A 25,094-nucleotide genomic window follows, 5' to 3' on the forward strand; every position below is an offset into this window, starting at 1 on the left:
CACGTGGAGGGCAGGGGTCGGTGGCCGTCGTCGAGAGCCGGGTGAGCGTCTGGGAGGCTCTGGCCGGTCGTGCCCCGGGCAGGCCGGTCGGACCGGCCGACCGTGGACTGTGGACCGCCGTCGTCGAACGGCTGAACCCGGCCCGGGCCCGCCCGGTGCTCCGCCCCGGCATCGAGCGCGCCGAACTGGTCTCGGTGCGCGGCGTGCCGTACGTGATGCTCCGTTCGCCGGACCCCGGCGGCAACGCCTGCTACCTGCGGCTGTCGCCGGAGGAGTGGCGGCTCGCCGAGCTGATGGACGGCACCCGCACGGTCGCCCGGCTGGTCGCCGAGTTCGCCCGGATCGCCGGCCGGCTCGCCCCGGAGCAGGTGACCCGGGTCGTCGCCGACCTGGCCGGCAACCGGATGCTGGCCGAGCTGCCGGTGGACGCGTTCCGGCCGCTGGACCGGGTGCACCGGCGACCCTGGCCGGTGCGGCTCGGCCGGGGGCTGCTCGCCGCCGCCAAGGGGCAGCGCACGGTGGTGGCCGACGTGAACCGGCTGGTCGAGCTGGTCTACCGGGCCGGTGGGCGGCTGCTCTTCACCCGGGTCGCCGCCGGGCTGCTCGGCGCGGTGGCCCTGGCCGGGCTGCTGCTCTTCGGCTGGACGTGGTGGGCCGGCAGCCAGTCGCTGTTCCTCACCGACGGCTCGTACGCGGCCGGTGCGGCGGTGCTGCTCGGGCTGAACGTACTCGCGCTGGCCTGTCACGAGCTGGGGCACGCGCTCGCCACCAAGCACGCCGGTCGGCGGGTGCCGGCCGCCGGGTTCCTGGTCTACTTCGGCATCCCGTCGGTGTTCGTCGACACCACCGACGTCTGGATGGCCGGTCGCCGGGCCCGGATGCTGACCACGGCGGCCGGTCCGGCGGCCGGACTGGTGCTGGCCGGTCTCGCCCAGCTCGTCGGCGTACTGGTGCCGGAGGCGGCGCCGTGGACGTTCAAGCTCGCCTTCGCCTGGTATCTCAACGCCCTGTTCAACCTGAACCCGTTCCTCGCCCTCGACGGCTACTACCTGCTGATGGACTGGTTGGAGATCCCCAACCTGCGTGCCCGTGGCCTCGCCTGGCTGCTGGCCAGGCTGCGCCGCCGCCCCCCGGGCTGGGCGCAACTGGACCGGGAGGGCCGGATCGTCGCCCTGTACGGCACCCTGGCCCTGCTCTGGGTGGTCGTCGCCGTCAACCTCGGCTGGCGGATCTGGACCGACCGGGTCGCCGGGCTGGTACTCGGACTGTGGCGCTCCGGCTGGCCGGCCAGGCTGCTGCTCGTGGCAGTCGTCGCCGGGCTGGCCGCCCCGCTCGTCTACCTGGTCGCCGGCTGGCTCGCCCGGCGGGTCCGGCGGCTGCGTGCCCGCTGGGCGGAGCGGCGGCAGCGGCTGGACCTGCCCCGCCGGCTGGACGCGCTGCGTACCTCGCCGCTGGGCCGGCTGCCCGAGGCGACCCTGGCCGAGCTGGCCCGGCGGGCCCACTGGGTACGTCCGCGTACCGGTCAGCAACTGGTCTTCGCCGGTGCCGCGCAGTCGACGGTCTTCGTGGTCGTCGACGGCGCGATGGAGGGCCGGCAGCCGGGTGACCCGGGCGGGCTGGTCCGGCAGCGGCTCGGCCCCGGCGGGGTGGTCGGGCTGGCCAGCGCGCTCACCGGCACCCCGGCCACCCTCGACTGGCACACCGCCGGGACGCTGCTGCTGGGGTTGCCGGCCCCGGCGGTGGTCGTCGGGGTCGGGCCGCTGCCCGGCCCGCCGCCCAGCGAACGGGCCGCCGCCGAGACGCTCTTCGCCGAGGCTCCGGCGCTGCGCGGGCTCAGCGCCGAGGACCGGATGGGGCTGGTTTCCGGCGCCCTCGTCTCGTCGGTCGCCGCCGGTGACCCGATCGTGCTCGCCGGGCCGAACGACGCGGTGGTGGTGGAGTCCGGGGTGATCGAGCTGCCGGACGGCACCCAGCTGCGCCGGGGCACCCTGATCGGCCCGGCCGGGGAGGGCGAGCCGGGTACGGTGGCGACCGCGCGTACGCCGGTCCGGGTCTGGGCGCTGCCGGCCGTCACCGGCCTGCCGCTGCTCTTCGACACCTCGGGCGGCGCGACCCCGGCCGCCCCGCCCGGACCCGGCACACCGGGCAGCCCGCCCCGGGCCGGCGTCCACCCCGACGGCGGCTATCCGCCGCTGGCCGCCCCGCCCGGACCGCCGCCGCCGCAGGCGGACCCCGACGTCGACCGTCGCTTCGAGCGCCGGCTCTGGTGGCTGGTCCTGCTCCTGTTGCTGCTGGCCCTGCTCAGCACGGCCGCCAACCTGGTCCCCGGCCCGGCCTGGGCGGAGATGCCCGCCGACCGGGCACTGCTCAGTGCCGAGGAGGGAACTGTCGACACGACCGTGGACGGCCGGAGCCTGCTGCTGGCCGAGGGCGAGCGGAGCTACGTCTCCGAAGGTGACCAGATCCGGCTGCCGGCCCGGTCCCGTGCCGTACTGACCTTCCGGGGCGGTGCGACGGTGACGTTCTGCGCCGGCTCCCGGGCCGTACTCGGACCACTGTGGAGCGACGGCGGGCGGACCGTCACCCCGCACGGCCGGCTGACCCTGGACACCGGGCGGATGGTCGCCGACACCGAGAGCCCGAGCGGTGCCTTCGAGCCACTGGCGCTGCTGGTGGACCGGACCGGCGGCGGGATCGGCAACCGCGGAGCGGCCCGGTACGCCGCCTGGACCCGGGGGATCGAGGTCTCCACCGGCGAGGTGCGGGTCACCGGAGTACGCCAGCCGGAGCAGCGCCGCCCGCTGGGCTGCGGCGGTGGTACGGCGCCGGACGGCACCGGCTCGTCCCCGACAGGTACCCCGGACGAGCCGGAACCGACGACCGGCCTGCCGTTCCCGACCCCGACGGCATCGGTGAGCGCCACCCCCGGCACTCCCGGGCCGACCCCGGCCACCCCGGGCAGCACCCCGACCGGCACGTCCAGCACCCCGGCTACCACCCCGACCACCGGCCCGCCGAGGACCCCGCCGCGCACCACACCTCCGCCCACCAGCGCCGCCCCGACCACCCCGCCGGCCAACCGGCCACCGGTGATCAGCTGGCAGCGCGACCCGGGCGGCACGCTGAGCCAGCAGACCGCGAGCGGCGGCTGCACCGAGCACCCGACCACCACGACTGCGGTGGTGAACGTCTCGGACGACCGGGACGCCGGCCAGTCCCTGGTGGTGACCGTGCACTGGAGCGGCTTCGCCAGCGGCTCGGCCCGGATGTCCCCGGACGGCGCCTACTACGGCACCGTCGGGCCGGTGCCGTACCCCGGGCAGGACAACCGGGGCGGCACGCTCGACGTCTGGGTCACCGCGACGGACAGCCAGAAGGCGGAGTCCACCCTGGCGGGCAGCCCGATCACGGTGGCCGGCTGCACCCAGGTGACCATCAGGTGAGGAGACGCAGTGCTCTGTTGGTTCTGTCCGAAGGCGGCCCGGGGCGGGTGCCGGTTCTGCGGGCGCGGCCTCTGCGAGGACCATGCGCGGTTCGGCCCGTACCTGTTGCAGGTGCACCGTTCCGAGACGCGCGGCCGGGCCGAGGCGCTGGTGGTGGAGGACGCCCTCCAGTGCGGCACCTGCCGGCCACGCCCGCAGCCGGTGCCGATGCCGGAACTGGACTGATCCCGTCCGCAGGCCTGTCGGTCCCGTTCGGGGTACCCCGTCGTCCCCTTCTCGTCCGTCGCAGGGTTCGCCGTCCGGTCCGTCGGGCCGATGTCCCGGGCTGGCGGTGCCCGGATAGCCTGGGGACGCCCCGGCGGGTGCGAGGAGGCGGCACGTGAGTGACTTCGACGACGTACTCGAACGGCTGGTAGGCGATCCGGCGTTCGCCGCCGCCCTCGCCGCCGACCCGGTGCACACCCTGGCCGGCTACCGGCTCGACGCCGACGAGTTGGCGCTGCTCCGGCTCCAGGTCGGCGGCAGCGGCGACGGTCAGCACGGCGTCGAGACCCGGGCCAACCAGTCGAGCCTGTTCGGCATGTTCAGCCCGCTCGCCGGGCTGGCCGGCGCGCTGCCCACCCCCGGCGGGTTCCCCACGGCGGGTGGGTTGCCCACGGCGGCCGAGGTCGGCGGCGCCGGCCTCGGACCGGCCGGGGGTGGCGGCGGCAACGCACCGGCGGTGACCCAGGGCTTCGGGGCGGCCGGCGGTCCCGGTGACGGCGTGCCACCGCTGGCCGGGGCGTCGGGCTGCGCGGCGCCGGTCGGGCCGGGCACTGCCGGCGTACCCGTGGGTGGGCTGGGCGGGCTCGGTGACGAGATCGGCCGGGAGCTCGGGGCGGCCACCGACGGGGCGCTGGCGCAGCCGGCGGGCGGCCTGGCCGGCGCGCTGGCGGACCCGGACGTCGGCCTCGCCGCCGCACTGGCCGGCGCCGAGTCCGGGTTCGGGCCGGCGCCCGGACCGGGGTTCGGGCCGCCGGCCGAGGTCGGGTTCGGGTCCGCGCCCGAGCCGGGAACGCCGGCCGAGGAGGGCTTGGGACCGGCCGGACCACCTCCCGGCGCGACGGAGGCCGAGCCGGCTCTGCCGGCGGGCTACCGGACCCGGGTCGACGTCGACGGCGACGGCGACTGGGACAGGCACACGTTGCGGGGCCGGGCCGACGGCGGGGTGGACATCCTGGTCGACCTCGACCGAGACGGGCGGACCGACTTCGTCGGTCACGACCTGGACGCCGACGGGCTGGTCGAGATCAGCGAGTACGACAAGAACCGTGACGGCTTCTTCGAGAAGCGGATGTACGACGACGACGGCGACGGCTGGATGGACCGGACCGTACGGGTCGACCCGCCGCCGGCCGGCAGCACCCGCTGACCCCGTCGCAGCCGCACTGCGTCGCACCCACACCGCACACCGGCCGTAGCCCCACGCACCGGCCGCAGCCCCACGCACCGAACCGTAGTCGCCCACCGACCGTAGCCAACCACCGACCGTAGCCAACCACCGACCGTAGCCGCGCACGGCTGTAGTCGTGCAGCGGCCGGGACAGCACGGCATGGGACGCCGTGGCATTATGCCGTCCGGCGCACCGGGTCCGGCCGTCCGGCGCACCGCGCGTGGCCGTCCGGCGCACCGGGACTGGCGCGCAACCCGCCGGCCCCGGACGATGGCGTCAGGAGGTGGTCGCCGTGGTCAGCATCGCCACCGACCGGCTGACGAAGGTGTTCTCCGACGGCACCGTCGCGGTGGACGGCGTGAGCATCGACGTCGGCTCGGGGGAGTTCGTCACCCTGCTCGGGCCGACCGGCTGCGGCAAGTCGACGATCCTGCGGCTGGTGGCCGGGCTGGAGGAACCGACCAGCGGACGGGTGCTCATCGACGGCGAGCCGGTGAACCCCGGGCTCGGCCCGCACCGCCAACTGTCGATGGTCTTCCAGGACTACGCGCTCTATCCACATCTGACGGTCGCCGAGAACATCCGCTTCCCGTTGAGCCTCGGCCCGGACTCCCCGGCCGCCGCCTCCGCCCGGGTCGCCGAGATCGCCGACCAGCTCGGCATCACCGACCTGCTGGACCGCCGGCCGGGGCAGCTCTCCGGCGGGCAGCGGCAGCGGGTGGCGATGGCCCGGGCGATGGCGGGGGAGTCCCGGGCCTTCCTGCTCGACGAGCCACTCTCCAACGTGGACGCCGGGCTCCGGGCCGAGCTGCGTACCGAGGTGGCCGCCCTGGCCCGGCGGCTGGAGATGACCACCCTGTACGTGACGCACGACCAGGTCGAGGCGATGACCATGGCCGACCGGGTCGCGATACTCCGCCGCGGCAGGCTCCAGCAGATCGGACCGCCGGGCGAGGTGTACCGGGACCCGCACACCCTCTTCGTCGCGGCCTTCCTCGGTACGCCCCGGGCCAACCTGTTGCAGGCCGCCATCTACGCACCCGACGGAGGCGTACTGCTCGACCTCGGATCGCAACTGATCGAGCTGCCCCCCGACGACCCCCGGGTACGCCCGCTGCGCGAACGGCACACCGAGCGGGTGACCTGTGCCCTGCGGGCCGACGCGCTCAGGCCGGTGCCGGAGCCGTCCGGCCAGGCGCCGGTGCTGCGCGGGGTGGTCCGGCTGGTCGAGAACCTCGGTCACGAGGCGCTGGTGCACGTCACCACGGACACCGTGCCGACCTCGTCCGCGCAGGCCCGCCTGGAGCACCCGGACAGCGGTCAGCACCTCTCCGAGCTGCTCGCCGACGAGCTGCCGAGCGGGCACCCGGTGCGGGACCGGCTGGCCCGGATGATGCCGCACTCCCGGCCGGAGCAGCCGCCGGCCACGGCCCGCACCGAGTACGGCTTCTATCCGGTGTACGACCCGGAGCTTCGGGACACTCCGGTCGTGGCCGGCGAGGTGGTGGTCCGGGTACCGATGCCGGTGCTGCCCCGGGTCGGCGAGCCGATCACGCTCGCGGTCGACCTGGACCAACTGCTGCTCTTCGACGGCTCCGGCGACCGGATCCGGTTGGGCTGACCGGGGAATCGGTGGCTGGGCGGGACCCGGGTGGCCAACCGGGTCCGGTTGTCGGGCGGAGCGGACCTGCACCGGGCGGCACGCCACCCCCGCCGGGTGGCGAGGTGTCGTCGCGGTTTATCCGCGGCGGTCGGGGGACTCAGACCGCCCTGGCGAGCCGGAGCAGGGCGGTGTCGAGCAGTTCGGCGTACTCGGGTGAGATCGAACCCTCGTCCCGGCGGACCGTGACCTTGTCGCGCAGCAGGGAGACCTGGCCGGCCAGGTCCGCCGTCACGCCGCCCGAGTCGGCCCGCAGGTTGCGGAGATGGTTGCGCAGGTCCACCCCGGCGTGGTCCTCGATCTCGTTCGTCGCCACCCCGTCGTCGACGATCTGGTAGAGCTGGGCCATCACCTCGCTGATCGGCGCTGGTGGGATGTTGGGGTTGTCCCGGACGTCCGGCTGCCGGCCCGGCGCGGTGCTGGCCGGTGGCCCGGCCGTCGGAACCTCCGGCGCCGGGGTACCGGTCGGAGCAGGGGATTCCACCCGGTCCGGTCCGGCGGTCGTCGGTCCGGTGTTCGGCCGCGATTCCGGCTCCTCCCCCACGGTGGAGGCGAGCACGACGGTGGTGGTGAGCGCGACCAGCACGGCGGCGGCGACCAGCAGGACCCGGCCACCCCGGGGCGGCTCGCCGGCCGGACCCGGCTGGGGTGGCGGCGCGGTCCGCTCCGGACCCGGTTGGGTCGACGGCGCGGTCCGCTCCGGACCCGGTTGGGGTGGCGGCGCGGTCCGCTCCGGACCCGGCTGTAGTGGCGGCGGGGTCCGGTCCGGAGGCGTTCGACCGGGCGGCGACAACCGCCGCTCCGGATCCGTCGCGGGTCGATCCCGTGGCGCGACCTCCGGCCCGCCCGCTGTGGCCGACCAGGCCGACGGCCCCGAGAGTTCCGAGGGCTGCGACAAATCCGTCACACCCGCACCCGACGCCGACCCCGCTCCCGCCGCCATACCCGGGCCCGTCGCCGACCCCGCACTCCCGACCGGACCCGGACCCGGACCCGTCGCCGGGCCATGGCCGGTTGCCGGCCCCAGGCCCGTTGCCGCAGCCGCAGGAGGACCCGCAGCCGCAGGCCGGCTGCCCGGCGTTGCCGGTGCATCGTCCCGTCGGGCTCGGGGCGCGTCCTCCGGGTCCGCCGGAGCCGGCTGCGGCAGCGGCGCCCGCATCGGTGTCGGGTCCGCCGATGGCCGGTCCGCCGATGCCCGGTCCGCCGTTGTCGGGGGCCCGGATGCCAGCATCGGCATCGGCAGTGTCCCCGGCCGGGTGTGGCCCAGCATGGCGCGTCGGGGGTCGGCGACCAGGAGCTGCTGGCGCAGCAACTCACCGACCTGGGCCGCCGTCGGCCGCTCGACCGGGTCGCGGGCCAGACAGCGCAGGCAGACGTCCGCCACCGCCGACGGCAGGTCGGGTACGCCGGTCAGCGTCGGCTCCGCCTCCGTCGCCAGCGCCCGGGTCAGCTCGTCCCAGGTGTCGGCCGGGAAGGGCACCCGGCCGGTCAGGGTCTCGTAGAGCAGCACACCCAGCGAGTACGTGTCGGTCGCCGGTTGCGCCGGGAGCCCGTCCAGCCGCTCCGGCGCGACGTACGCCGGGGTGCCGAACGTCTCGCCGTCCTCGTCCTCGTCCGGCGCGCCTACCTGGGTGGCGATGCCGAAGTCGAGCACCTTGGCACCGATCGCGGTCATCATGATGTTGGCCGGGGTGATGTCCCGGTGCACGATGCCGAGCCGGTGTGCGGCGGCCAGCGCCTCGGCCACCTGGGCGCAGATCTCGACCGCCGTCGGCCAGGGGAGCGGACCGGCGGTGAGTTCGGCCTTCAGTTCCTCGCCGGTGAGCAGCTCCATCACCACGAACGCGGTGATCCCGCCGTCCGGCCCCAGGGTCTCGCCGTAGTCGTGCACGGCGGTGACGTGTGGATGTACGAGTTGCGCGGCGGCTCGCGCCTCCTCCCGGACCATCTCCCGGAACTTCGCGTCGGCGGCGAGTGCGGCGGCGAGCACCTTCACCGCCACCACCCGGTCGAGCACCTCGTCGCGGGCCCGCCAGATCACCGACATACCGCCGGCGCCGATCCGGTCGATGAGCCGGTACCTGCGGGCGAGCAGGCCGCCCGCCTGCAACGCTGCCATTGTCGGTCGCACCTGCCTGGGAAGTCGGGGGTCGCGTCAGGCCGTGTGGGGGGTCGTATCAGGCTCCGTGACTGGATACCTCCTGTCAACGACGGATCAGCAGCCGGACACAGCCCGGTTTTCGTGACATCCCAGCCGGGTGCCCCGACCGGTCCGTCCGCCGGGCACCACCGGTCGGAATGTCGGCTGTGGCCGGCCGCGAATGTCACGCGTCGTCGGACGGCACCGTCCGTGCGCCGAACGGTCGTCCACGCAACACCTCGAACGGGCGTCGATCCGCTGCCCCGGACCCGTCGATCCGCTGCCCCGGACGGGTGTCGATCCGCTGCCGCGCCGGTCGGCCGCCGGGCCGGGGTTCGTCGGGCCGCCGGACCGGTACGGCGGGCGGCCCGACGGGTCGGAGTGGGCGACCCGTGCCAGGATGAACGACATGGTCAGCGGTCCGGTGGCGTTCGTGCTCGGCGGCGGTGGGGTGCTCGGTGCCGTCGAGGTGGGCATGCTGCGGGCGCTGTTCCGGGCCGGCATCTATCCGGACCTGGTGCTCGGCACCTCGATCGGGGCGGTGAACGGCGCCCTGGTCGCGGCCGACCCGTCCGAGGCGGTCACCGACCGGCTGGTCCGGCTCTGGGCCTCGCCCGAGGCGAGCGAGGTGTACGGCGACTCCATCGCCCGGCAGCTGCGCCGGTTCGCCGCCCGGACCCACCTGCACTCGCCGCGCCCGCTGCGCCGGCTGCTGGAGGCCGAACTCGGCGAGCAGACCACCTTCGCCGACCTCAAGGTGCCGTTCCGGTGCTGTGCGGCGAGCATCGAACGGGCTGCCGAGCACTGGTTCCGCAGCGGCCCGCTGGTGCCGGCGGTGCTCGCCTCGGCGGCCGTGCCAGGGCTGTTGCCACCGGCCCAGATCGACGGCGAGCACTTCGTCGACGGCGGGATCGTCAACTCGATCCCGATCGGCGAGGCGGTGCAGCTCGGCGCCAGGCAGATCTTCGTACTCCAGGTCGGCCGGATCGAACGGCCGCTCAGCCCGCCGCGCCGGCCGTGGGAGATCGCCCAGGTGGCCTTCGAGATCGCCCGGCGGCACCGGTTCGCCCGGGAGATGGCGGCGCTGCCCGACGACGTGGACGTGCACGTGCTGCCGACCGGCGGGCTGGGCCTCCGGGACGACAGCCCGTGGGCGTACCGGGACATGGCGGCGGTGGGCCGGCGGATCAGCCGGGCGTACACGGCGTCCCGGCGTTACCTCAGCGAACACCTGGACCCCGGCTGATGCCGCTGCCGCCGAGATGGGTCCGGCGGGTCGTGCTCGCGCCGGGTACGGTGCTGCTCGCCCTGCTGGTGGTGACGACGCTGCCGGTGTGGCTGATCGTCGCCGCGGCCGCCTCGCCGCTGGTGCCCGGCTACCTGCGCCCGCTGCGGGTGCTCTGGGTCGGGATCGTCTACCTGGTCTGGGACGCCACCGCGCTGGTGGCGATGTTCGGGCTCTGGGTCGGCTCGGGTTTCGGCTGGCACAAGCGGTCCCCGGGTTTCCAGCGCGCCCACTACGTACTGGCCGGGTGGTTCCTCACCGCGCTGTTCTGGCAGGCCCGGTGGACGCTGCGGCTGCGCATCGACGTCGTCGGCACCGACCCGGACACGGCGCTGCCCGGCCGCCCCGAGCTGGTGCTCTGCCGGCACGCCGGACCCGGCGACTCGTTCATCCTGATCCACGCACTGGTCAACTGGTTCAAGCGGGAACCGAGGATCGTGCTGAAGGACACCCTCCAGTGGGACCCGGCGGTGGACGTACTCCTCAACCGGCTGCCCAACCGGTTCATCGCGCCGCACCACCGTCGGCCGACCCGGGTCGGGCCGACCGAGCGGGCCGGCCCGCCCCGGGAGAGCCTGGCCGAACAGATCGGCCACCTGGCCCGCAACCTGGACGAGAACGACGCCTTCGTGATCTTCCCCGAGGGCGGTAACTTCACCCCCAAGCGGCGGCGCCGCGCCATCGACCTGCTCCGGGCCCGGGGCCTTACCGACATGGCGGAGCGGGCCGAGGCGATGCGGCACGTCGTCGCCCCGCAGCCGGGCGGGGTGATCGCCGCGCTGGACGCCGCGCCCGACGCCGGGGTCATCTTCGTCGCGCACACCGGGCTGGACCGGATGCTCACCGGCGCCGACGTGTGGCGGGAACTGCCGATGGACAAGCGGATCGTGATGCGGTTCTGGTCGGTGCCGCCGGAGGAGGTGCCGAAGGACCACCAGGAGCGGATCGACTGGCTTTACGACTGGTGGGCCCGGATCGACGCCTGGGTCGACACGCACCGGGGCGGCACCGATCGGGCGTAGGGTGCGCGGCGTGGACCAGATCTGCATCGTGACCACGGTGGTGGACGCGCGGGCGGTCGCCGACGTACTCGCCGCCGCCGCGGTCGCCGGCCGGCTCGCCGCGTGCGCTCAGGTGACCGGCCCGGTGGACAGCACCTACTGGTGGGAGTCGCGGATGGAGACCACCCGGGAGTGGACTGTCGTCTTCAAGACCGCCCCGGACCGGATGGAGGCGCTGGTCGACCAGGTGCGGGCGGCGCACCCGTACGAGGTGCCGGAGGTGCTGGTGACCTGGGTGCAGGGTGGCAACCCGGACTACTCGACCTGGCTGCACGAGCAGACCCGTCCCTGACCGGGCACGGACCGCCGGCTGGCCGGCCAGGGGCGCCGGAGGATCGTCGGCCCGGCCGGGTCCGGACACCCAACCCGGAGTAGGTACGCGCACTCTGCCGACCGGTTGGCCACGGGTACGAACATGGCACCGTGACCGCGTCCGTGAACCCGAACCCGAACCCGACCGCGTACCCCTGTCCGGTGTGCGGTGCCGGTGCCGACCTGGCGACCGGCTGTCCCGGCTGCGGCCGGGGACCCGATCCGGCCGCCGCCGAGGTGGTCCGGCTCGGTGCGGAGATCACCGCGCTGGCCGGGCGGGTGGAGCAGGCGCGGCGGGCGTACCTCGGACTGGACGCCACCCTGTGGCAGCTCCGGCGGCGCCGCGACACGCTGGCCGAGCAGGTCCGGGCGGCGGCGGCCGTCGCCGTGCGGGTCCCGGTGAAGAGCTTCCCCGGCGCACCGGCGGCCACCTTCGGCCCCGCCGGCACGCCGGCCCCGCAGGCTTCCGCACCGGTACGCCCGGAAGCCTCCACCCGGACCGTGCAGAACCTGCTCTTCATCCTCGGCGGGCTGCTGGTCGGCACGGCGGCGGTCGTCTTCACGGTGGTCGCCTGGGCGGCGGTCGGGACCGGCGGTCGGGCCCTGATCCTCGGTGTGCTGACCGCGCTGGCCCTGGCGGCTCCCCTGCTCGCCCGGCGGCGCGGGCTCACCGCCACCGCCGAGACGTTCGCGGCGATCGGCCTGCTCCTGGTGGTGCTCGACGGGTACGCCGGCTGGGCCGTCGACCTGTTCGGCGTGGCAGGCTGGCCCAGGGTCCGGTACGCGGCACTGGTGCTCGGGGTCGGCGCGGTGGTGGCGGGGGGTTACCACCGATTGACCCGGCTCGCCGCGCCCGCGTTCGCCGGACTGCTGCTGCTCCAGCCGGTCGTGCCGCTGCTCGCCTACGACGCGGGCTTCGGCGCGGCCGGCTGGACTGTGGCGCTGGCCGTACTGGCGGCCGTCAACCTGACACTGACCCGGGGGCGGGACGGCGACGGACCGGCGGACCCGGTGACCGTGGTCCGCCGGTCCGTCGCCTGGGTCGGATACGGAGTGGCCGGTCTCGCCTCGGCGCTCTGCGGGACGCTGGCCGTGGTCACCGCCGACGGCCCGCTCGCGGTACTCGCCGGTGTTCCGCTGCTGGTGGCGGCCCTGCTGCCGATCGCCGGAGCCGTGCGGCTGCGCAGCACCGCCGCCGGAGCCGGCGCGGCGGCCCTCTTCGTCGTGGTACTGGCGGTGGCGCTGGTCCGGGCCGCCGCCGAGGCATCCTGGCCGCTGCTCCTCCCAGCCGCCGTGATCGTCGCGCTGCTCGCCGCCGCCGTCACGGCCACCGCCCGGCTGCTGCCGGCCGGCATCCGGATCGGTCCCCGGGCCGGCGGGCTGGTGGTGGCCGGCGCCCTGGCGCTGCTGACCGGCTCGATGGCGCTGGTGGTCGGGCTGGCCGTGGCGGCACGCTCGCAACCGGCCTGGCGGGCCGAGCTGACCGCCCGGTCCGGCCCGTTCGACTGGCAGCTTCCGGTGGCGCTGCTGCTGGCGGCCGGGGCGCTGGCCCTGCTGGGCCGGCGGCGGAACCGCCCGGTTGTCGCGATCGCCGCCGCGACCCTCACCGTGCTGGCGGCGCCGGCCGGGCTGGCCCTGCCCTGGTGGCTGGTCGCCACCCTTGACCTGGTGGCGGCCGGCGTCCTCGCGCTGGCCGCCGGGTGGCCGCACCGCGGCCCGCGCCCGGTGCTGCCGGCGGCGGTCGCCGCGCTGCCACTGGCCGGGCACGCCCTGCTGGTCGGCCTGGCCCGGCCGGCGGGTGCCGCCGCCGTCTGCGGCGCGCTGGTACTGCTCGGCGCCGCGGTCGCACTGGCCGCCCTCCGCCAGCCCACCCCGGCCACGCCTCCGACCGCCGACGCCGCTGCTCCGGCCGTCGGTGGTACGGCGGTGCCCGCTGGGGCGGCGCTGCGCCGGGTGGTCGGCGGGACCGGGCTGGCGGTGGCGGTACTCGCCGCTCCGGCGACCGTCCTGCTCGGACTCTTCGCCGCCGGGGTGCCGCCGTGGTGGCAGGCGCGGGCCGTGCTCGCCGCTGCCGTACTGCTCGCCGCCGGGTTGGTGCCGGTGCGCCGGGCGGCCCCGCACTACCGGCCGTACGCCAACGCCGCGCTGTCGACCGTCGCGCTCGCCGTCGGCCTGGCACCGGGACTGCCCGGGGTCGGCGAGCCGGCTGGCCCGTACGCCGCCGGGGCGCTGCTGCTCACTCTCGGCGTCTGGTTGGCGGGGCGGGGTCGGCCGACGCGGTCGGCCGGTCCGGAGCAGTGGCCCAGGGCAACCGGGGTACCGGCACTGTTCTCCGGGGCGGTGCTGCTCGTCCGGGCCGCCGTGGTGGCGGTACCGGCGGTGCTGGTCGTGCTGGTCGCCCCGTACGCCTGGTTGGGCCGGATCTGGTCGGGCCCGCCGGCCGGGGTCGGACTTCACCCGGTCGGCACCGGTCCGGTCGACTGGCGGCTGGACGCGGCCGACGTGCTGACCCTGCTGCTGCTCACCGTCGCGGCGGCGGTCGCCGGCTGGGCACGCGGGCGGACCGTCCGGGCTGCGACGCTGGCGGCGGCTCCGCTCGCGGCCGGCACGGCACTGGTCGGGCTCGCGGTCGCCGGGGCGCCGTGGCCGGTCGTACCCGCGTCCAGCCTGCTCGCCGGGGCCGCCGGCCTGCTCGCGCTGGCGCTGCGGCCCGGCACCGCCCCCGCCGTGGCATCGGGGGGCGGCACAGCGTCCGCCGTGGCGCCGGAGGGCGGGGCCGCGTCCGTCGCGGCAACAGCGGACAGCACTGCTTCCGCTGCGGCACCAGCGGGCGGCACTGCGTCCGGCTCGGCGGCAGGGGGCGGCACTGCGTCCGGCTGGGCAACAGGGGGCGGGGCCGCGCCTGGCGTGGTGCCGGGTGGTGGTGTCGGGTGGCGGCTCTGGCTGGTACCGGTGGGGGTCGCCTTCGTGGCGGCGGGCCTGGCCGGGCTGCTGCCGACCCGTGCCGGCACGCTCGGCGGGCTGGCGCTGGTCGGCGTGGCCGGACTGGCCGCCGGAGCGCGCGGCGGCACCTCGGCGGCGCGGGTGGCGGGGTGGCTGACCGGGGTCGCCGGCACGGCGTCGCTGGCTGCCACCGCCACGGTCGCCGCAGACCTGCCGCTGCGGCTCACCGCCCTGGCGGTGCTCGGCGTCGCCGCCCTGGCCCTGGCCCTGGCGACCCTGCTGGCCGGCCCTCTCACCGGCGCCCCACTTCCGGCTGGCACCCCGGGCGGGGCAGGCACGTCGGCTCCGGCTGGCACGTCGGGCGGGGCTGGGACGTCGGTCCCGGCTGGCAGGTCGGTGCCGGCTGGTGGTCGACGGCGGTGGGGGGCCCGGGGGCCGGAGCGGCGGGGCGAGGCGGCGGCCGTCGAGGTGGCCAGTCATGTCACCGCCGCGATCGCGCTGCTGCTGACCGTCGGTGAGATCCGGTACGCGGCGGCGGTCTGCACGCTCTGGGGGGTGGCACTGGGACTGCGTGCCCTGCGGCCGGGCGAGCCGGCGCCGCACCGCTGGGCTCGGGCGGCAGCGGCGGGTGGTGCCGAACTGGTCGCCGCCTGGCTGCTGTTCGCCTCGGCCCGGGTGGCGCTGGTCGAGGCGTACACGCTGCCGGCGGCGGTGCTGGGAGTGCTGGCCGGCTGGCTGGCGCTGCGGGCCTGGCCGGCGCTGAGCAGCTGGGTCGCGTACGGGCCGGGGCTCGGTGCCGCACTGCTGCCGAGCCTGGTCTCGGTCGTGGTCGCCGCCGACCAGCCGTGGCGACGGCTGCTGCTCGGTGCCGGCGCGCTGGCGGCGGTACTTGTCGGTGCCCGGTGGCGGCGGCAGGCGCCGGTGCTGCTCGGCGGTGCCGTACTTGCCGTACTGGCCGTGCGGGAGATGGTCGACGTCTGGGACCTGCTGCCCCGGTGGATCTTCCTGGCCGTCGGTGGCTTCGCGTTGATCGGTCTGGCGATGACGTACGAGCGGCGGCGCCGGGACCTGCGCCGGCTACGCGCGGCGGTACACCGGATGAGCTGACCAGATCGCCCGCCCGATCGCCCGCCGGAGGGGAGGGGAAGGGCAGCGGAGTTCGACTCCCTATCCTGGGTGGTGGTGCTACCACCACCCCGGATACGGGGGTTGTCGGGGTTACTGAGTGCAAGCGTCGCCCGGAGACTTGGAGATCAGCGCTCCGCCGACCGGCGGGCGAAGGGCGACGTGGGGAGCTTGCAGATGGCGGTAACCGCTGCCGTGGACGCACCGGGGTCGCGTCGAGGAAGTGACTACTCACGGTTATCTCGACGGATCAGTGCGGCCGGTTTGATGGAACGCCGCACCGGCTGGTACGTCGCCCGGATCGCGCTCACCGTCGGGCTCTTCGTCGCCGGATGGGTCGGCTTCGCCCTCGTCGGCGACTCGTGGTGGCAGATCGGGGTGGCGGTCTTCCTGGCCGGAGCCACCACCCAGGTCGCCTTCCTCGGCCACGATGCCGGGCACCGGCAGATGTTCCGGCACCGGCGGGCCAGCGAGGTGGCCGGGCTGCTTGCCGGCAACCTGGCGGTCGGGCTCAGCTACGGCTGGTGGATCGACAAGCACAACCGGCACCACGCCAACCCGAACCACTCGGAGGAGGACCCGGACGTCGGGGCGGGCGCGCTGGTCTGGACCGAGGAGCAGGCGCAGGCCACCCGGGGCTTCGGGCGGTGGCTGGCCCAGCGTCAGGCGTACCTGTTCTTCCCGATGCTGCTGCTGGAAGGGCTGGCGCTGCACGTCTCCAGCGTGCGGGCACTGACCGACGGTACGCCGATCCGGCGCCGCCGGGCCGAGGCGGTACTGCTGGCACTGCACGCTGTCGGCTACCTCGGTGCGCTGTTCACCGTGCTCTCCCCCGGGAAGGCGCTGGTCTTCCTCGCCGTCCACCAGGGGCTCTGGGGGCTCTACATGGGGTGCTCGTTCGCGCCCAACCACAAGGGCATGCCGGTGCTGACCGCCGAAGACGACCTCGACTTCCTGCGCAAGCAGGTGTTGACCTCGCGCAACGTCCGGGGCGGGGTGATGGTCGACTTCGCGCTGGGCGGCCTCAACTACCAGATCGAGCACCACCTGTTCCCGAGCATGCCCCGGGTGAACCTGCGCCGGGCCCAGCCGATCGTCGAGCGGTACTGCGCAGAGCACGGCATCCCGTACGAGCAGACCGGGCTCTTCGCCTCGTACCGGCAGGCGCTGGGACACCTGCACGAGGTCGGTGCCCCGCTGCGCCGGCAGGACAACCCGCCGGCCGGGGCGGCCCGCTGACCGGTGGGTCGAGGACTCCCGGTCACACCTCCAGGCGGTCGGCCAGCGATCCCGGCAGTTCGGTGACGTCGGCGGGGGCGGGACGCTCGGCGTCCACCCCACCGTCCGACCTGCTGTAGCCGTACGTGATCCTGCCATGTTCCGGCAGCACGCTCGGTACGTCGATGCTGATCTCGTGCAGATCGCCACCGCGACTCGTCCGAGCGCTGAACGGGACTGCTCGGGCCAGCGGGCCGAGTTCGTCGAGCACCCCGCGGTTCAGGGTGCGCGACCGGGTCAGGTCCATCATCCCGACGTAGTCGTGCCCGCCCTTGCGCGTCGCCGAGACGACGCAGCCGGCGAGGTCGGCCGCGCCGCTGTGGTCGGCGCCGCGGAACAGGTGCAGCGGGCTGCCCGCCGGCAGGTCCGACACCCGGCTGTGCATCCACTTCTTCCCGGCGCCGGGCAGGTCGGGCATCCGCAGGTACACGTCGGTGTCGATCTGGATCAGGTCGGCCCGGACCACCTCCTCGCCCGGCCCCTCGATGCTGATGCTCATGGTGCCCTTCCGGGCGGCCGGGTCCAGCCTGGTGTCGGTCACGACTCCCGGGGCCCGCATGACGACGGTGATGACGCCCTGGTTCGTCTTCGCGGCCGCGTCCGCGAGCTTCTCCGTCGGGCTGGCCTGGGCCGGCGTGGACGTCGCCGGTCCAGGCGGCGCGGCCCGGTCGACCGGGCGGGTGCCGATGCCGCAGCCCGCGGCCGGGAGGCTCATCGCGGCGGTGAGGACGAACACCGGGACCGCTGACCGCGCAGTGCGCACCTGCATAGCTTCCTTCCGTCGACGGACTTCCCCGCGTCCCGCTTCCCCGCGACCGGGTCCCGCCGAAACACCCCGCCCGGCGAGAGAACCGTCCGGTGGTGTCGACCGGGCGGAGGGGGACGCTAATCGTAAGCGTGTCGATGCCCTGTGCGTCGGCCCGGTAGACAAAGGGTCACGGGCACGCCCGCACCCGTTCGGGTTGGACAACACGGGAGGGATTCCCGGCGGTAAGGTCTGGCCATGGCAGAGGTGCTGGATGCGGAGGCGGTGCGGACCGAGCTGGCGGCACTGGACGGCTGGGCCGGCGACCCGGCCGGCATCGCCCGTACCGTCGACCTGCCCACGTTCCGTGACGCGATCGGCGTGGTGGACCGGGTGGCGGTGGTCGCCGAGGAACTCGACCACCACCCCGACATCGACATCCGATGGCGTACCGCCACCTTCCGCTGTGCGACCCACTCGGTGGGCGGGGTCACCCGACGGGACGTCGAGCTGGCGCGGCGGATCGACGAGATAGTCCGGGGAGCGGCGTGAGATTCGAGATAAGCAAGGTCCTCGACGCGATCGAGGACCGGGTCAGCACCGACCCGTCGCTGGTACGCGCGGTGCTCGACCTGGCCGAGGTCGTCCGCTACCAGGACCTCGACGGCGGCCGGCCGGCCAGCACGATGCGGCTGGGCATGGTCATCGACGCGCTCGGGCGGCACCTGGAGGAGGACAACGTCCCGGTGTACGCGGTGGTGCACCGGGCGCTGCTCAGTGACGCCGACCTCACCTCCAACGAGCGGATGGTGCTGCGGCGCTGGGCCGACAACGGCCTGGTCGAGGTGCTGGTGAACCCCGGCGACCGGGTGCTGGAGGTGGCCGACCTGCTCGGCCTGCCGGTGCTGAGCCGGGGCCGCTTCGACGGGGTGTCCGGGCGCTTCCCCTGGGTGACCAGCACCCCGGGCCGGCTGCTGGCCCCGCTGCCCGGTGCCGGGGGGCCGGTGCTGGCGCAGCGGGTGAAGGGCGCCGTGGCGGCCACCGGCCCGTCCCCGACCGGGCGGAAGCTGCTGGCCCGCACCTGGCGCTGCAAGGAGCCCGGCTGCGTGCTGTTCGGCGGTGGCGGCGGCGGTGGCGCCTTCGCGGACCTCGCCGAGATCGACCGTAAGCCGAGCGGCCAGCCGCCGCCGACGCTCCGCGCCGGCACGCCGATGTGCCCCCGGCACGACCAGCGGCTCAGCGACGCCGGACCGAGGCCGACCGAGGAGGTGCTGTCGGTCCGGATCGGCGGCATGGTGCGGCGCCGGTTCGTGGTGACCGCCGAGCGGCCGGTGGTGGTCGGCCGGGCACCGGACGACTCCGGCGGGATCCGCCTCGGCCAGTGGCTCAACGACGAGGCGCGGCGCTGGATCAGCCGCAGCCACGTCCGGTTCGAGCTGCGCGGCGCCGATCTGGTGGCGCAGGACGTCAGCACCAACGGCTCCGGGGTACGCCCGGGTGGGTCGATGGACGAGGCCGAGCGGGTCGCGCTGGGCCGCCAGCAGTCCCGGGTGATGCGCGGCGGCGACATCGTGGAGCTGTATCCGGGCGTGCAGGTGGGGCGGTCGAGCACCTGGAACTCGGGCGGCATGACCAACCCGACCTCGGTGATGGCCGAGGCCCCGACGATGGCGATCCGGCTCCCCGACCGGGGCTGACCGCCACTTCGGCGCGGTACCGCCCCGCCGGTACGGCGCGGTGCTGAACCGGCGGTTCGGCGCGGTGCTCCGCGCGCCGGTTCAGCGCGCCGGTTTCAGCGCAGTACGGCGGCGAGCTGCTCCAGCACGTGGTCCAGTTCGGGTGCCTCGACGACCAGTGGCGGGGCGAGCCGGATCGTCGAGCCGTGGGTGTCCTTGGCCAGTACGCCCCGCTCGGCCAGCCGCTCACACGCCTGCCGCCCGGTCATCAGCGCCGGGTCGATGTCGATGCCGGCCCAGAGCCCCCGGCCGCGTACCGCGACCAGGCCCTCGCCGACCAGCGCGTGCAGCCCGGCGTGCAGCCGCTCGCCCAGCTCGGCCGAGCGGCGCTGGAACTCGCCGGTGGACAGCAGTCGGACCACCTCGGTGGCGACCGCACAGGCCAGCGGGTTGCCGCCGAAGGTCGAGCCGTGCTCGCCCGGCCGCAGTACGCCGAGTACGTTCGCGTCGGCCGCGACCGCCGAGACCGGCACGATCCCGCCGCCGAGCGCCTTGCCGAGGACGTACATGTCCGGCGTGACGTCCTCGTGGTCGCAGGCGAACGTCTCGCCGGTGCGGCCCAGGCCGGACTGGATCTCGTCGGCCACGAACAGCACGTTCCGGTCGGTGCAGAGCCGGCGTACCCCGGTCAGGTAGCCCGGAGGCGGCACCACGACACCCTGCTCGCCCTGGATCGGCTCCAGCAGTACGGCCACGGTCGTCTCGTCGACCGCCTGGGCCAGCGCGGCGAGGTCGCCGTACGGGACGATCCGGAACCCCGGGGTGTACGGCCCGAAGTCGTCCCGGGCCTCCCGGTCGGTGGAGAAGCTGACGATCGTGGTGGTACGCCCGTGGAAGTTGCCGTCGGCGACCACGATCGTCGCCCGCCCGTCCGGTACGCCCTTGACCCGGTAGCCCCACTTACGGGACACCTTGATCGCGGTCTCCACCGCCTCTGCCCCGGTGTTCATCGGCAGCACCAGGTCCTTGCCGCAGAGCTGGGCCAGCTCCCGGCAGAAGTCGGCGAACTGGTCGTGCACGAACGCCCGGCTGGTCAGGGTGAGCCGGTCGAGCTGGGCGTGCGCGGCGGCGATCAGCGTCGGGTGCCGGTGCCCGAAGTTCAGTGCCGAGTAGCCGGCCAGGCAGTCCAGGTAGCGCCAGCCGTCGACGTCGGTCACCCAGGCGCCCTCGGCCGAGGCGATCACCACCGGCAGCGGGTGGTAGTTGTGCGCGGTCCAGCGCTCCGCCTCACGTAACGCCTCCGGGGTGCGGGAGCCGCCCGCCGCCTCCGGGATGCGGCTCCCGCCCGCCGCCTGCGGGGTGCCGGGGATGCCGCCCGCCGCCTCGGGGCGCAGCATGTCGTCCACGATCACTTGGTCGCCTCTCGTTCCCGCAGCACCAGGGTGCAGCACTTCGGTCCGCCACCGGCCTTGCGCAGCTCGGACAAATCAACACCGATTGTGTCGTACCCGCGCTCGCGCAGGGCCGCCGACAGTCCGGTGGCCTGGGCCGGGAGTACGACGTGCCGGCCGTCGCTCACCGCGTTCAGGCCCAGCACCTCGGCGTCGACCGCCTCGGCCAGCACCGCGTCCGGGAAGAGCCGGCGCAGGACCGCGCGGCTGCCCGGGGAGAACGCTTCCGGCAGGTAAGCCACCGTCTCGTCGTCGAGGACGCAGAGCGCGGTGTCCAGGTGGTAGAAGCGCGGGTCGACCAGTTGCAGGGTGATCACCGGGCGGCCGAAGACCTCCTGGAGGTGCGCGTGCGCGGCGTGCGAGGTGCGGAAGCCGGTGCCGGCGAGCAGCAGTCCGCCGACCGGCAGGATGTCCCCCTCGCCCTCGTTGACGTGCTTGGCCTCGTGCACCTCGAAGCCGGCCCGGTCCAGCCAGCCGGCGTACGCCGGGGCCTCGTCGGCCCGCTCCGGGTCGCGGAACTGCACCGCCAGCGCCCGGCCGTCGAGCACTGTCGCGCCGTTCGCCGCGAACACCATGTCCGGCAGGCCGGGCAACGGCTCGATCTCGTCGACGGTGTGCCCGAGGTCCAGGTAGACCTGCCGCAGCGTCTCCCACTGCCGCAGCGCGAGTGCACTGTCGAGCGGGGCCGTCGGGTCCATCCAGGGATTTATCGCGTACTCGACGGTGAAGTGCGTCGGCCGGCACATCAGGTAGTGCCGGGTCTGTCCCGGGCCGGCCGGGGTACGCCTGCCGATGGCGGTGGCGTCCAACGTCATGGTCCTGCTCCTGGGATCGGGCGCGCCGGGCCTCCGTACGGCTCACGGGCTGGCGCCGGACCCAACGCTATGCGGGGCCGACCGGCGGGAACCACCGTTGAGAATTGCTTGTCGCGGCTGATCGTTGCGTGTGGGTGGGGAGACGACGGCGAACCGTTGCGTGGCCTCCTCGCCGCACCCCTCGGCGGCGGTGGCGGTGTCCGGTGCCCGGCCCCGGACGCACTTCGGGGGCGGCATCTTCGCCGCCCCCGAAAACGTGCGCTCAGGTGGTGAACCACCACCGGCCGGCGGGGCCGGAGCGGTGCACCACCGCTCCGCGCAGGTCCTTACCCGGTCAGAACCGGTCCACAAACTGTGAGTCAAGCCACTCGCGGAACCGCACGACGGTGTCGCCGTCGGTGGTGGGCCAGTCGAACTGGCCGGTCATCGCCAGCACCGCGACGACGACGGCACCGACGCCGAGCACGATCCCGATCAGCGCGTCCGTGCGGCCGGCGACGTGCCGGCGGGCGGTCGCGGAGACGCCGCTGACGCCGAGCAGCAGGGCGAGGGTGCCGAGCACGATGCCGTACCCGGCGAGGGCGCCGGCCAGCACGAACGCGGCCGCGGCCACCCCGAGGACCAGGCTCAGCGTGGCCAGCATGCTGGCCCGGGGGCGCGGGCCGCGGTCCACCACGACCGGCTCGGTCTGCGGCGTACTCTCGCCGAGCCCGCGCTCCGGTTCGGTCGTGCCGTCGGCGTCCTGCCGGGGCTCGGCCTTCGTGCCCGGGGTGGTCGGGGCGACCGGCGGGGCCGGCCGGGACGCGGTGTCCGGGTCCGCGACGGCGGTGCCGGCCCGGCGGGCCGGCGGGTCGTCGCTCCGGACTGCGTCGTCGCGGCTGGCGTCGGTCCGGGCGGCGTCGGTCCGGGCGGTGTCGGTCCGCTCCTCGGTCCGGGCGGTGGCGGTCGATCCGGTACGCGCGGAAGCGTCCCGGTCCGCAGCCGACCGGGTGCCGGTGTCGGTCGTGGTGGCGCCGGCGGTCGCCCGCTCGTCGCGGCCGTCGACGCGGCTCTCGGCGCTCTCGACGCGCCCGGCGTGGCTGTCGCGGCTGTCAACCTGGCTGTCAACCTGGCTGTCGACCTGGCTGTCGACCTGGCTGTCGCGGTTGTCGACGCGACCGTCGCTGTTCTCGACCCGCGTCGGCGCCGGCTCCGATTTGCGCATCAGTGATGGAATCCTGACCACAACACACCTCCTGATCCATGCGTGGAGCCTCGTCGGTGGCGCCTACGCAGCGTTGGGATCGGTGTACCCCGATGGTTGATCCACCACACCTCGGGCCCGGCTGGTCGGCGCGGCGCGGTGCGGTGCGGTGCGGTGCGGTGCGGTGGACGCTGCGTCAGCCGGGCAGCAGGGCGTGGCGCATGCTGGTGGCCAGCCAGCCGGCGAAGTCCCGTTCGGACCAACCACGGTCGTGCACCAGTGTGGCGTAGTGCGCGGGGTCGTTGTGCAGCCAGAGGACGTCGATCGCGCGGTCCCGGTCGAGGTCGGGCGTGAGCGGGCCGAGGGTGGCGGCGCGGTCGACTGCCATGGTGGCACCGGCCCGCCGGTTGCGGCAGAGCGTCTGCCACAGGTCGGCCACCTCGGGGGCGTCGTCGGCGGCGCGCCGTACGGTCTCGAACAGCCGGGCCGCCCGTCCGCCGATCAGTACGCACACCTCGGCGTACGCGTCGAGCAGTTCGGCCGGGGTGGTGGCGTCCCAGACAGGCCGGAACCAGGGCCGGTCGGCGACGGCGACCGGGGCGTCGTCACCGGCGAGCGCCTGGTCGAGCACCTGGCGCAGCAGCGCCGGTTTGGAGCCGAAGGCCGCGAAGACGGTCGGCCGGGCCACTCCGGCGGCCGTGGCGATGTCTGCCAGCGAGGTCGCCGCGTAGCCGCGTTCCACGAACATCCCGGCGGCGGCGGCCACGATCGCCTGCCGGGTACGCCGGGCAGCCTCCTCGCGGACCGGTGACTGGTAACGGCGCCTGGGTCTGGGGTTGACAGCACTCATGACTTGGCCATACTAGCTACATATTCACTAGACGGCGGTATGTTGAATTGGTCCCGCAACCGCACAACTCGGCGGCGGTCCGGGCGAGGCTCGAAGGAGGCGGCACCATGACCGATGCGGCAATCCGTCCGTTCGTACGCCGAGAGGCCGAAGGGGAGACCCTGTGGTTCCTCAGCAGCCTGGTGACGGTCAAGGCCGACGGCGCGGCGACGGGTGGGCGGGTCACCGTCGTGGAATTCGTGAACCCGCCCGGCTTCGCGCCGCCGGTGCACCGGCATCTGGCCGAGGACGAGATGTTCTACGTCATCTCCGGCGCCGCCGAGTTCCGCTGCGCCGGTGAGGTGTTTCCGGTCGGGCCGGGTGACTTCGTGCTGCTGCCGGCGGGTCTGGCCCACACCTTCCTGGTCGGCGCCGACGAGCCGCTGCGTACCCTGCAGATCACCGCGCCCGCCGGGTTCGAGCGGTTCGCCGCCGAGGTCGGCGCGCCGGCCCGGGAACCGCGACTGCCCGATCCCGGACCGGTCGACCCCGCCGCCCTCGGGCACGCGGCGGCCCGGCACGGCATCGAACTGCTCGGACCGCCGCCCACCCACTGACCGCTCAGTCGTCGTCGGCCTGGGTGATGGTCACGGTGTCGGAGAGATAGCCGGGCACGGCGAGGGTGAAGACGACCACGTCGTCGACCGCGTCGGCGTCCTGGCTGCTGTAGACGGCGAACGACTTCGGCGTACTCCAGTCGCTCGGCGAGAACGTGAGCACCATCGGCGGGACGGCCCAGGTGCCGGTACCGCTCGTCGTCATCCGGACGGAGACGGACCCGGCCGGCGGGTGGCTCAGTCGTACGGTGAAGCTGGTGGAGGCACCCTCGGGCACCGTCGCCGCCGTCGGGTCGGCGAGCACGGCCGGAGCCGAGCCGCGCACCGAGCAGGTCGCGCCGTTGACCCGCCAGTTGGTCGGCGGCCGGAAAGTGCCGCTGTGCCGGGCGACGAAGCCGAACGAGGTCGTTCCGCCGGGCGGCACCGCAGCCAGGCCGGGGCTGCTCTCCGCCCGCACGTTCTGGCCGAGGACCACCACGTTGTAGTTCCAGATCGACGCGAGCTGGTGGCCGTCGGGGAGGGTGAACTCCACCACGACCCTTTCCCAGGGCAGGTCGCCGAGATTGCGGAGCAGGGCGTTGCCGAGATAGCCACCGTTCCAGTTGGAGGCGGTGAAGTCGACCTCGCAGGCGACCGCTGCCCGGGCCGGGGCGGGTGGGGCGACGAGCCCGGCGGTGACGGCCAGGGCCAGGGCGGCGACGGCGGTGGTCCAGCGGCGTACGGAGGGGACGGTCATCGGATTCCCTTCGGGTCGGAAACAGGGCATGTGGAGGGCGCCGCCGTTGCCCGTCGGCGGCCTGACCCGTGCCCGTCCCGCGCGAAACATCGACAGCCTCCCATGCGTCAGGGTCGGCCGGAAGGTCGCTGCCGGTTCGGTCGTACCGGACGACCCGGTCGTCTCCGGCGACCCGTCGCCGGCCGCACCCCGCGGCACGGACGGCTGCTCGTCGTCATGGCCGGCCGGCTGCTCGTCGTCCTCGCCGGGTGGCGGTCGCGCCCAGCCGGGCGGCGGCGCGCCGCGCGGACCCCGGTCGCCCCCTCCCATGGTTTCCGACCGGGATTTCTCGTGCGGGCGCCGCCGCCTCGGCTGCCGGTACC

General features: G+C 74.9%; 19 protein-coding genes. 12 read left to right on the forward strand and 7 right to left on the reverse strand.

Translation table 11 applies throughout. The annotated features are described in order from the left end of the window. Window positions 1-20: 20 nt before the first annotated feature. The 4 genes from O7626_RS02075 to O7626_RS02090 all read left to right on the forward strand — a co-directional run bounded on the left by O7626_RS02075 (window position 21) and on the right by O7626_RS02090 (window position 6,497). The gene (locus tag O7626_RS02075) at window positions 21-3,443 is read left to right on the forward strand and encodes a cyclic nucleotide-binding protein (RefSeq protein WP_278058681.1); all 3,423 of its coding nucleotides are present in this window, start codon (window positions 21-23) and stop codon (window positions 3,441-3,443) included. Between the two features lie 9 nt (window positions 3,444-3,452). After that, window positions 3,453-3,668 (forward strand): hypothetical protein, encoded by a 216-nt coding sequence (locus O7626_RS02080; RefSeq protein ID WP_278058683.1) that lies wholly within the window; start codon window positions 3,453-3,455, stop codon window positions 3,666-3,668. Between the two features lie 154 nt (window positions 3,669-3,822). Further along, window positions 3,823-4,854, forward strand: a complete 1,032-nt coding sequence (locus O7626_RS02085) for a hypothetical protein (RefSeq protein WP_278058685.1) — start codon at window positions 3,823-3,825, stop codon at window positions 4,852-4,854. 314 nt (window positions 4,855-5,168) lie between these two features. Further along, complete coding sequence (locus O7626_RS02090; protein WP_278058687.1) at window positions 5,169-6,497, forward strand: ABC transporter ATP-binding protein; 1,329 nt, start codon at window positions 5,169-5,171, stop codon at window positions 6,495-6,497. Between the two features lie 139 nt (window positions 6,498-6,636). On the opposite strand, the gene O7626_RS02095 is transcribed toward O7626_RS02090, so the two are convergent. Further along, window positions 6,637-8,655, reverse strand: coding sequence for a serine/threonine protein kinase (locus O7626_RS02095; RefSeq protein WP_278058689.1), 2,019 nt, complete (start codon window positions 8,653-8,655; stop codon window positions 6,637-6,639). 430 nt (window positions 8,656-9,085) lie between these two features. Here O7626_RS02095 and O7626_RS02100 point away from each other — a divergent pair, with 430 nt between their 5' ends. The 5 genes from O7626_RS02100 (at window position 9,086) to O7626_RS02120 (ending at window position 16,641) form a co-directional block, all read left to right on the forward strand. Further along, the gene (locus O7626_RS02100) at window positions 9,086-9,922 is read left to right on the forward strand and encodes a patatin-like phospholipase family protein (RefSeq protein ID WP_278066032.1); all 837 of its coding nucleotides are present in this window, start codon (window positions 9,086-9,088) and stop codon (window positions 9,920-9,922) included. After that, entirely contained in the window at window positions 9,922-10,983 is a 1,062-nt protein-coding gene (locus O7626_RS02105) for a 1-acyl-sn-glycerol-3-phosphate acyltransferase (RefSeq protein ID WP_278058691.1), read from the forward strand. Before O7626_RS02100 ends, O7626_RS02105 begins: the two co-directional genes overlap by 1 nt. 10 nt (window positions 10,984-10,993) lie before the next feature. Continuing rightward, window positions 10,994-11,314: a divalent-cation tolerance protein CutA gene (cutA, locus tag O7626_RS02110; protein ID WP_278058693.1), complete on the forward strand. Its 321-nt coding sequence runs from the start codon at window positions 10,994-10,996 to the stop codon at window positions 11,312-11,314. Between the two features lie 131 nt (window positions 11,315-11,445). Beyond that, on the forward strand, window positions 11,446-15,384 hold the full coding sequence (locus O7626_RS02115; RefSeq protein WP_278058694.1) for a hypothetical protein: 3,939 nt from the start codon (window positions 11,446-11,448) through the stop codon (window positions 15,382-15,384). Between the two features lie 195 nt (window positions 15,385-15,579). Beyond that, window positions 15,580-16,641 (forward strand): acyl-CoA desaturase, encoded by a 1,062-nt coding sequence (locus tag O7626_RS02120; RefSeq protein ID WP_278058696.1) that lies wholly within the window; start codon window positions 15,580-15,582, stop codon window positions 16,639-16,641. A 22-nt stretch (window positions 16,642-16,663) separates the two neighbouring features. On the opposite strand, the gene O7626_RS02125 is transcribed toward O7626_RS02120, so the two are convergent. Next, window positions 16,664-17,443 carry a hypothetical protein gene (locus O7626_RS02125; RefSeq protein WP_278058698.1) on the reverse strand — a complete coding sequence of 260 codons (780 nt, stop codon included), beginning with the start codon at window positions 17,441-17,443 and terminating at the stop codon, window positions 16,664-16,666. 240 nt (window positions 17,444-17,683) lie between these two features. Between O7626_RS02125 and O7626_RS02130 the strand changes: the two genes are divergently transcribed. Beyond that, entirely contained in the window at window positions 17,684-17,977 is a 294-nt protein-coding gene (locus tag O7626_RS02130) for a 4a-hydroxytetrahydrobiopterin dehydratase (protein WP_278058701.1), read from the forward strand. Next, window positions 17,974-19,122, forward strand: a complete 1,149-nt coding sequence (locus O7626_RS02135) for an FHA domain-containing protein (RefSeq protein WP_278058703.1) — start codon at window positions 17,974-17,976, stop codon at window positions 19,120-19,122. Before O7626_RS02130 ends, O7626_RS02135 begins: the two co-directional genes overlap by 4 nt. A 95-nt stretch (window positions 19,123-19,217) precedes the next feature. Here the strand turns inward: O7626_RS02135 and rocD are convergent, their stop codons facing one another. The 4 genes from rocD to O7626_RS02155 form a co-directional block, all read right to left on the reverse strand. Next, entirely contained in the window at window positions 19,218-20,513 is a 1,296-nt protein-coding gene (gene rocD / locus O7626_RS02140; RefSeq protein WP_278058705.1) for an ornithine--oxo-acid transaminase, read from the reverse strand. Then, window positions 20,510-21,367: a dimethylargininase gene (ddaH, locus tag O7626_RS02145; RefSeq protein WP_347404739.1), complete on the reverse strand. Its 858-nt coding sequence runs from the start codon at window positions 21,365-21,367 to the stop codon at window positions 20,510-20,512. The genes rocD and ddaH overlap by 4 nt, the downstream gene beginning before the upstream one ends. 334 nt (window positions 21,368-21,701) lie before the next feature. Continuing rightward, window positions 21,702-22,571 carry a thrombospondin gene (locus O7626_RS02150; protein WP_278058707.1) on the reverse strand — a complete coding sequence of 290 codons (870 nt, stop codon included), beginning with the start codon at window positions 22,569-22,571 and terminating at the stop codon, window positions 21,702-21,704. A gap of 175 nt (window positions 22,572-22,746) precedes the next feature. Continuing rightward, window positions 22,747-23,400 carry a helix-turn-helix domain-containing protein gene (locus O7626_RS02155; protein ID WP_278058709.1) on the reverse strand — a complete coding sequence of 218 codons (654 nt, stop codon included), beginning with the start codon at window positions 23,398-23,400 and terminating at the stop codon, window positions 22,747-22,749. A 107-nt stretch (window positions 23,401-23,507) separates the two neighbouring features. Between O7626_RS02155 and O7626_RS02160 the strand changes: the two genes are divergently transcribed. Continuing rightward, on the forward strand, window positions 23,508-23,996 hold the full coding sequence (locus O7626_RS02160) for a cupin domain-containing protein (RefSeq protein WP_278058711.1): 489 nt from the start codon (window positions 23,508-23,510) through the stop codon (window positions 23,994-23,996). A 4-nt stretch (window positions 23,997-24,000) separates the two neighbouring features. Here the strand turns inward: O7626_RS02160 and O7626_RS02165 are convergent, their stop codons facing one another. After that, window positions 24,001-24,732 carry a cellulose binding domain-containing protein gene (locus O7626_RS02165; protein WP_278058713.1) on the reverse strand — a complete coding sequence of 244 codons (732 nt, stop codon included), beginning with the start codon at window positions 24,730-24,732 and terminating at the stop codon, window positions 24,001-24,003. Window positions 24,733-25,094: the final 362 nt, after the last annotated feature.

The organism is Micromonospora sp. WMMD1102 (assembly GCF_029626265.1).
GTDB lineage: Bacteria > Actinomycetota > Actinomycetes > Mycobacteriales > Micromonosporaceae > Plantactinospora.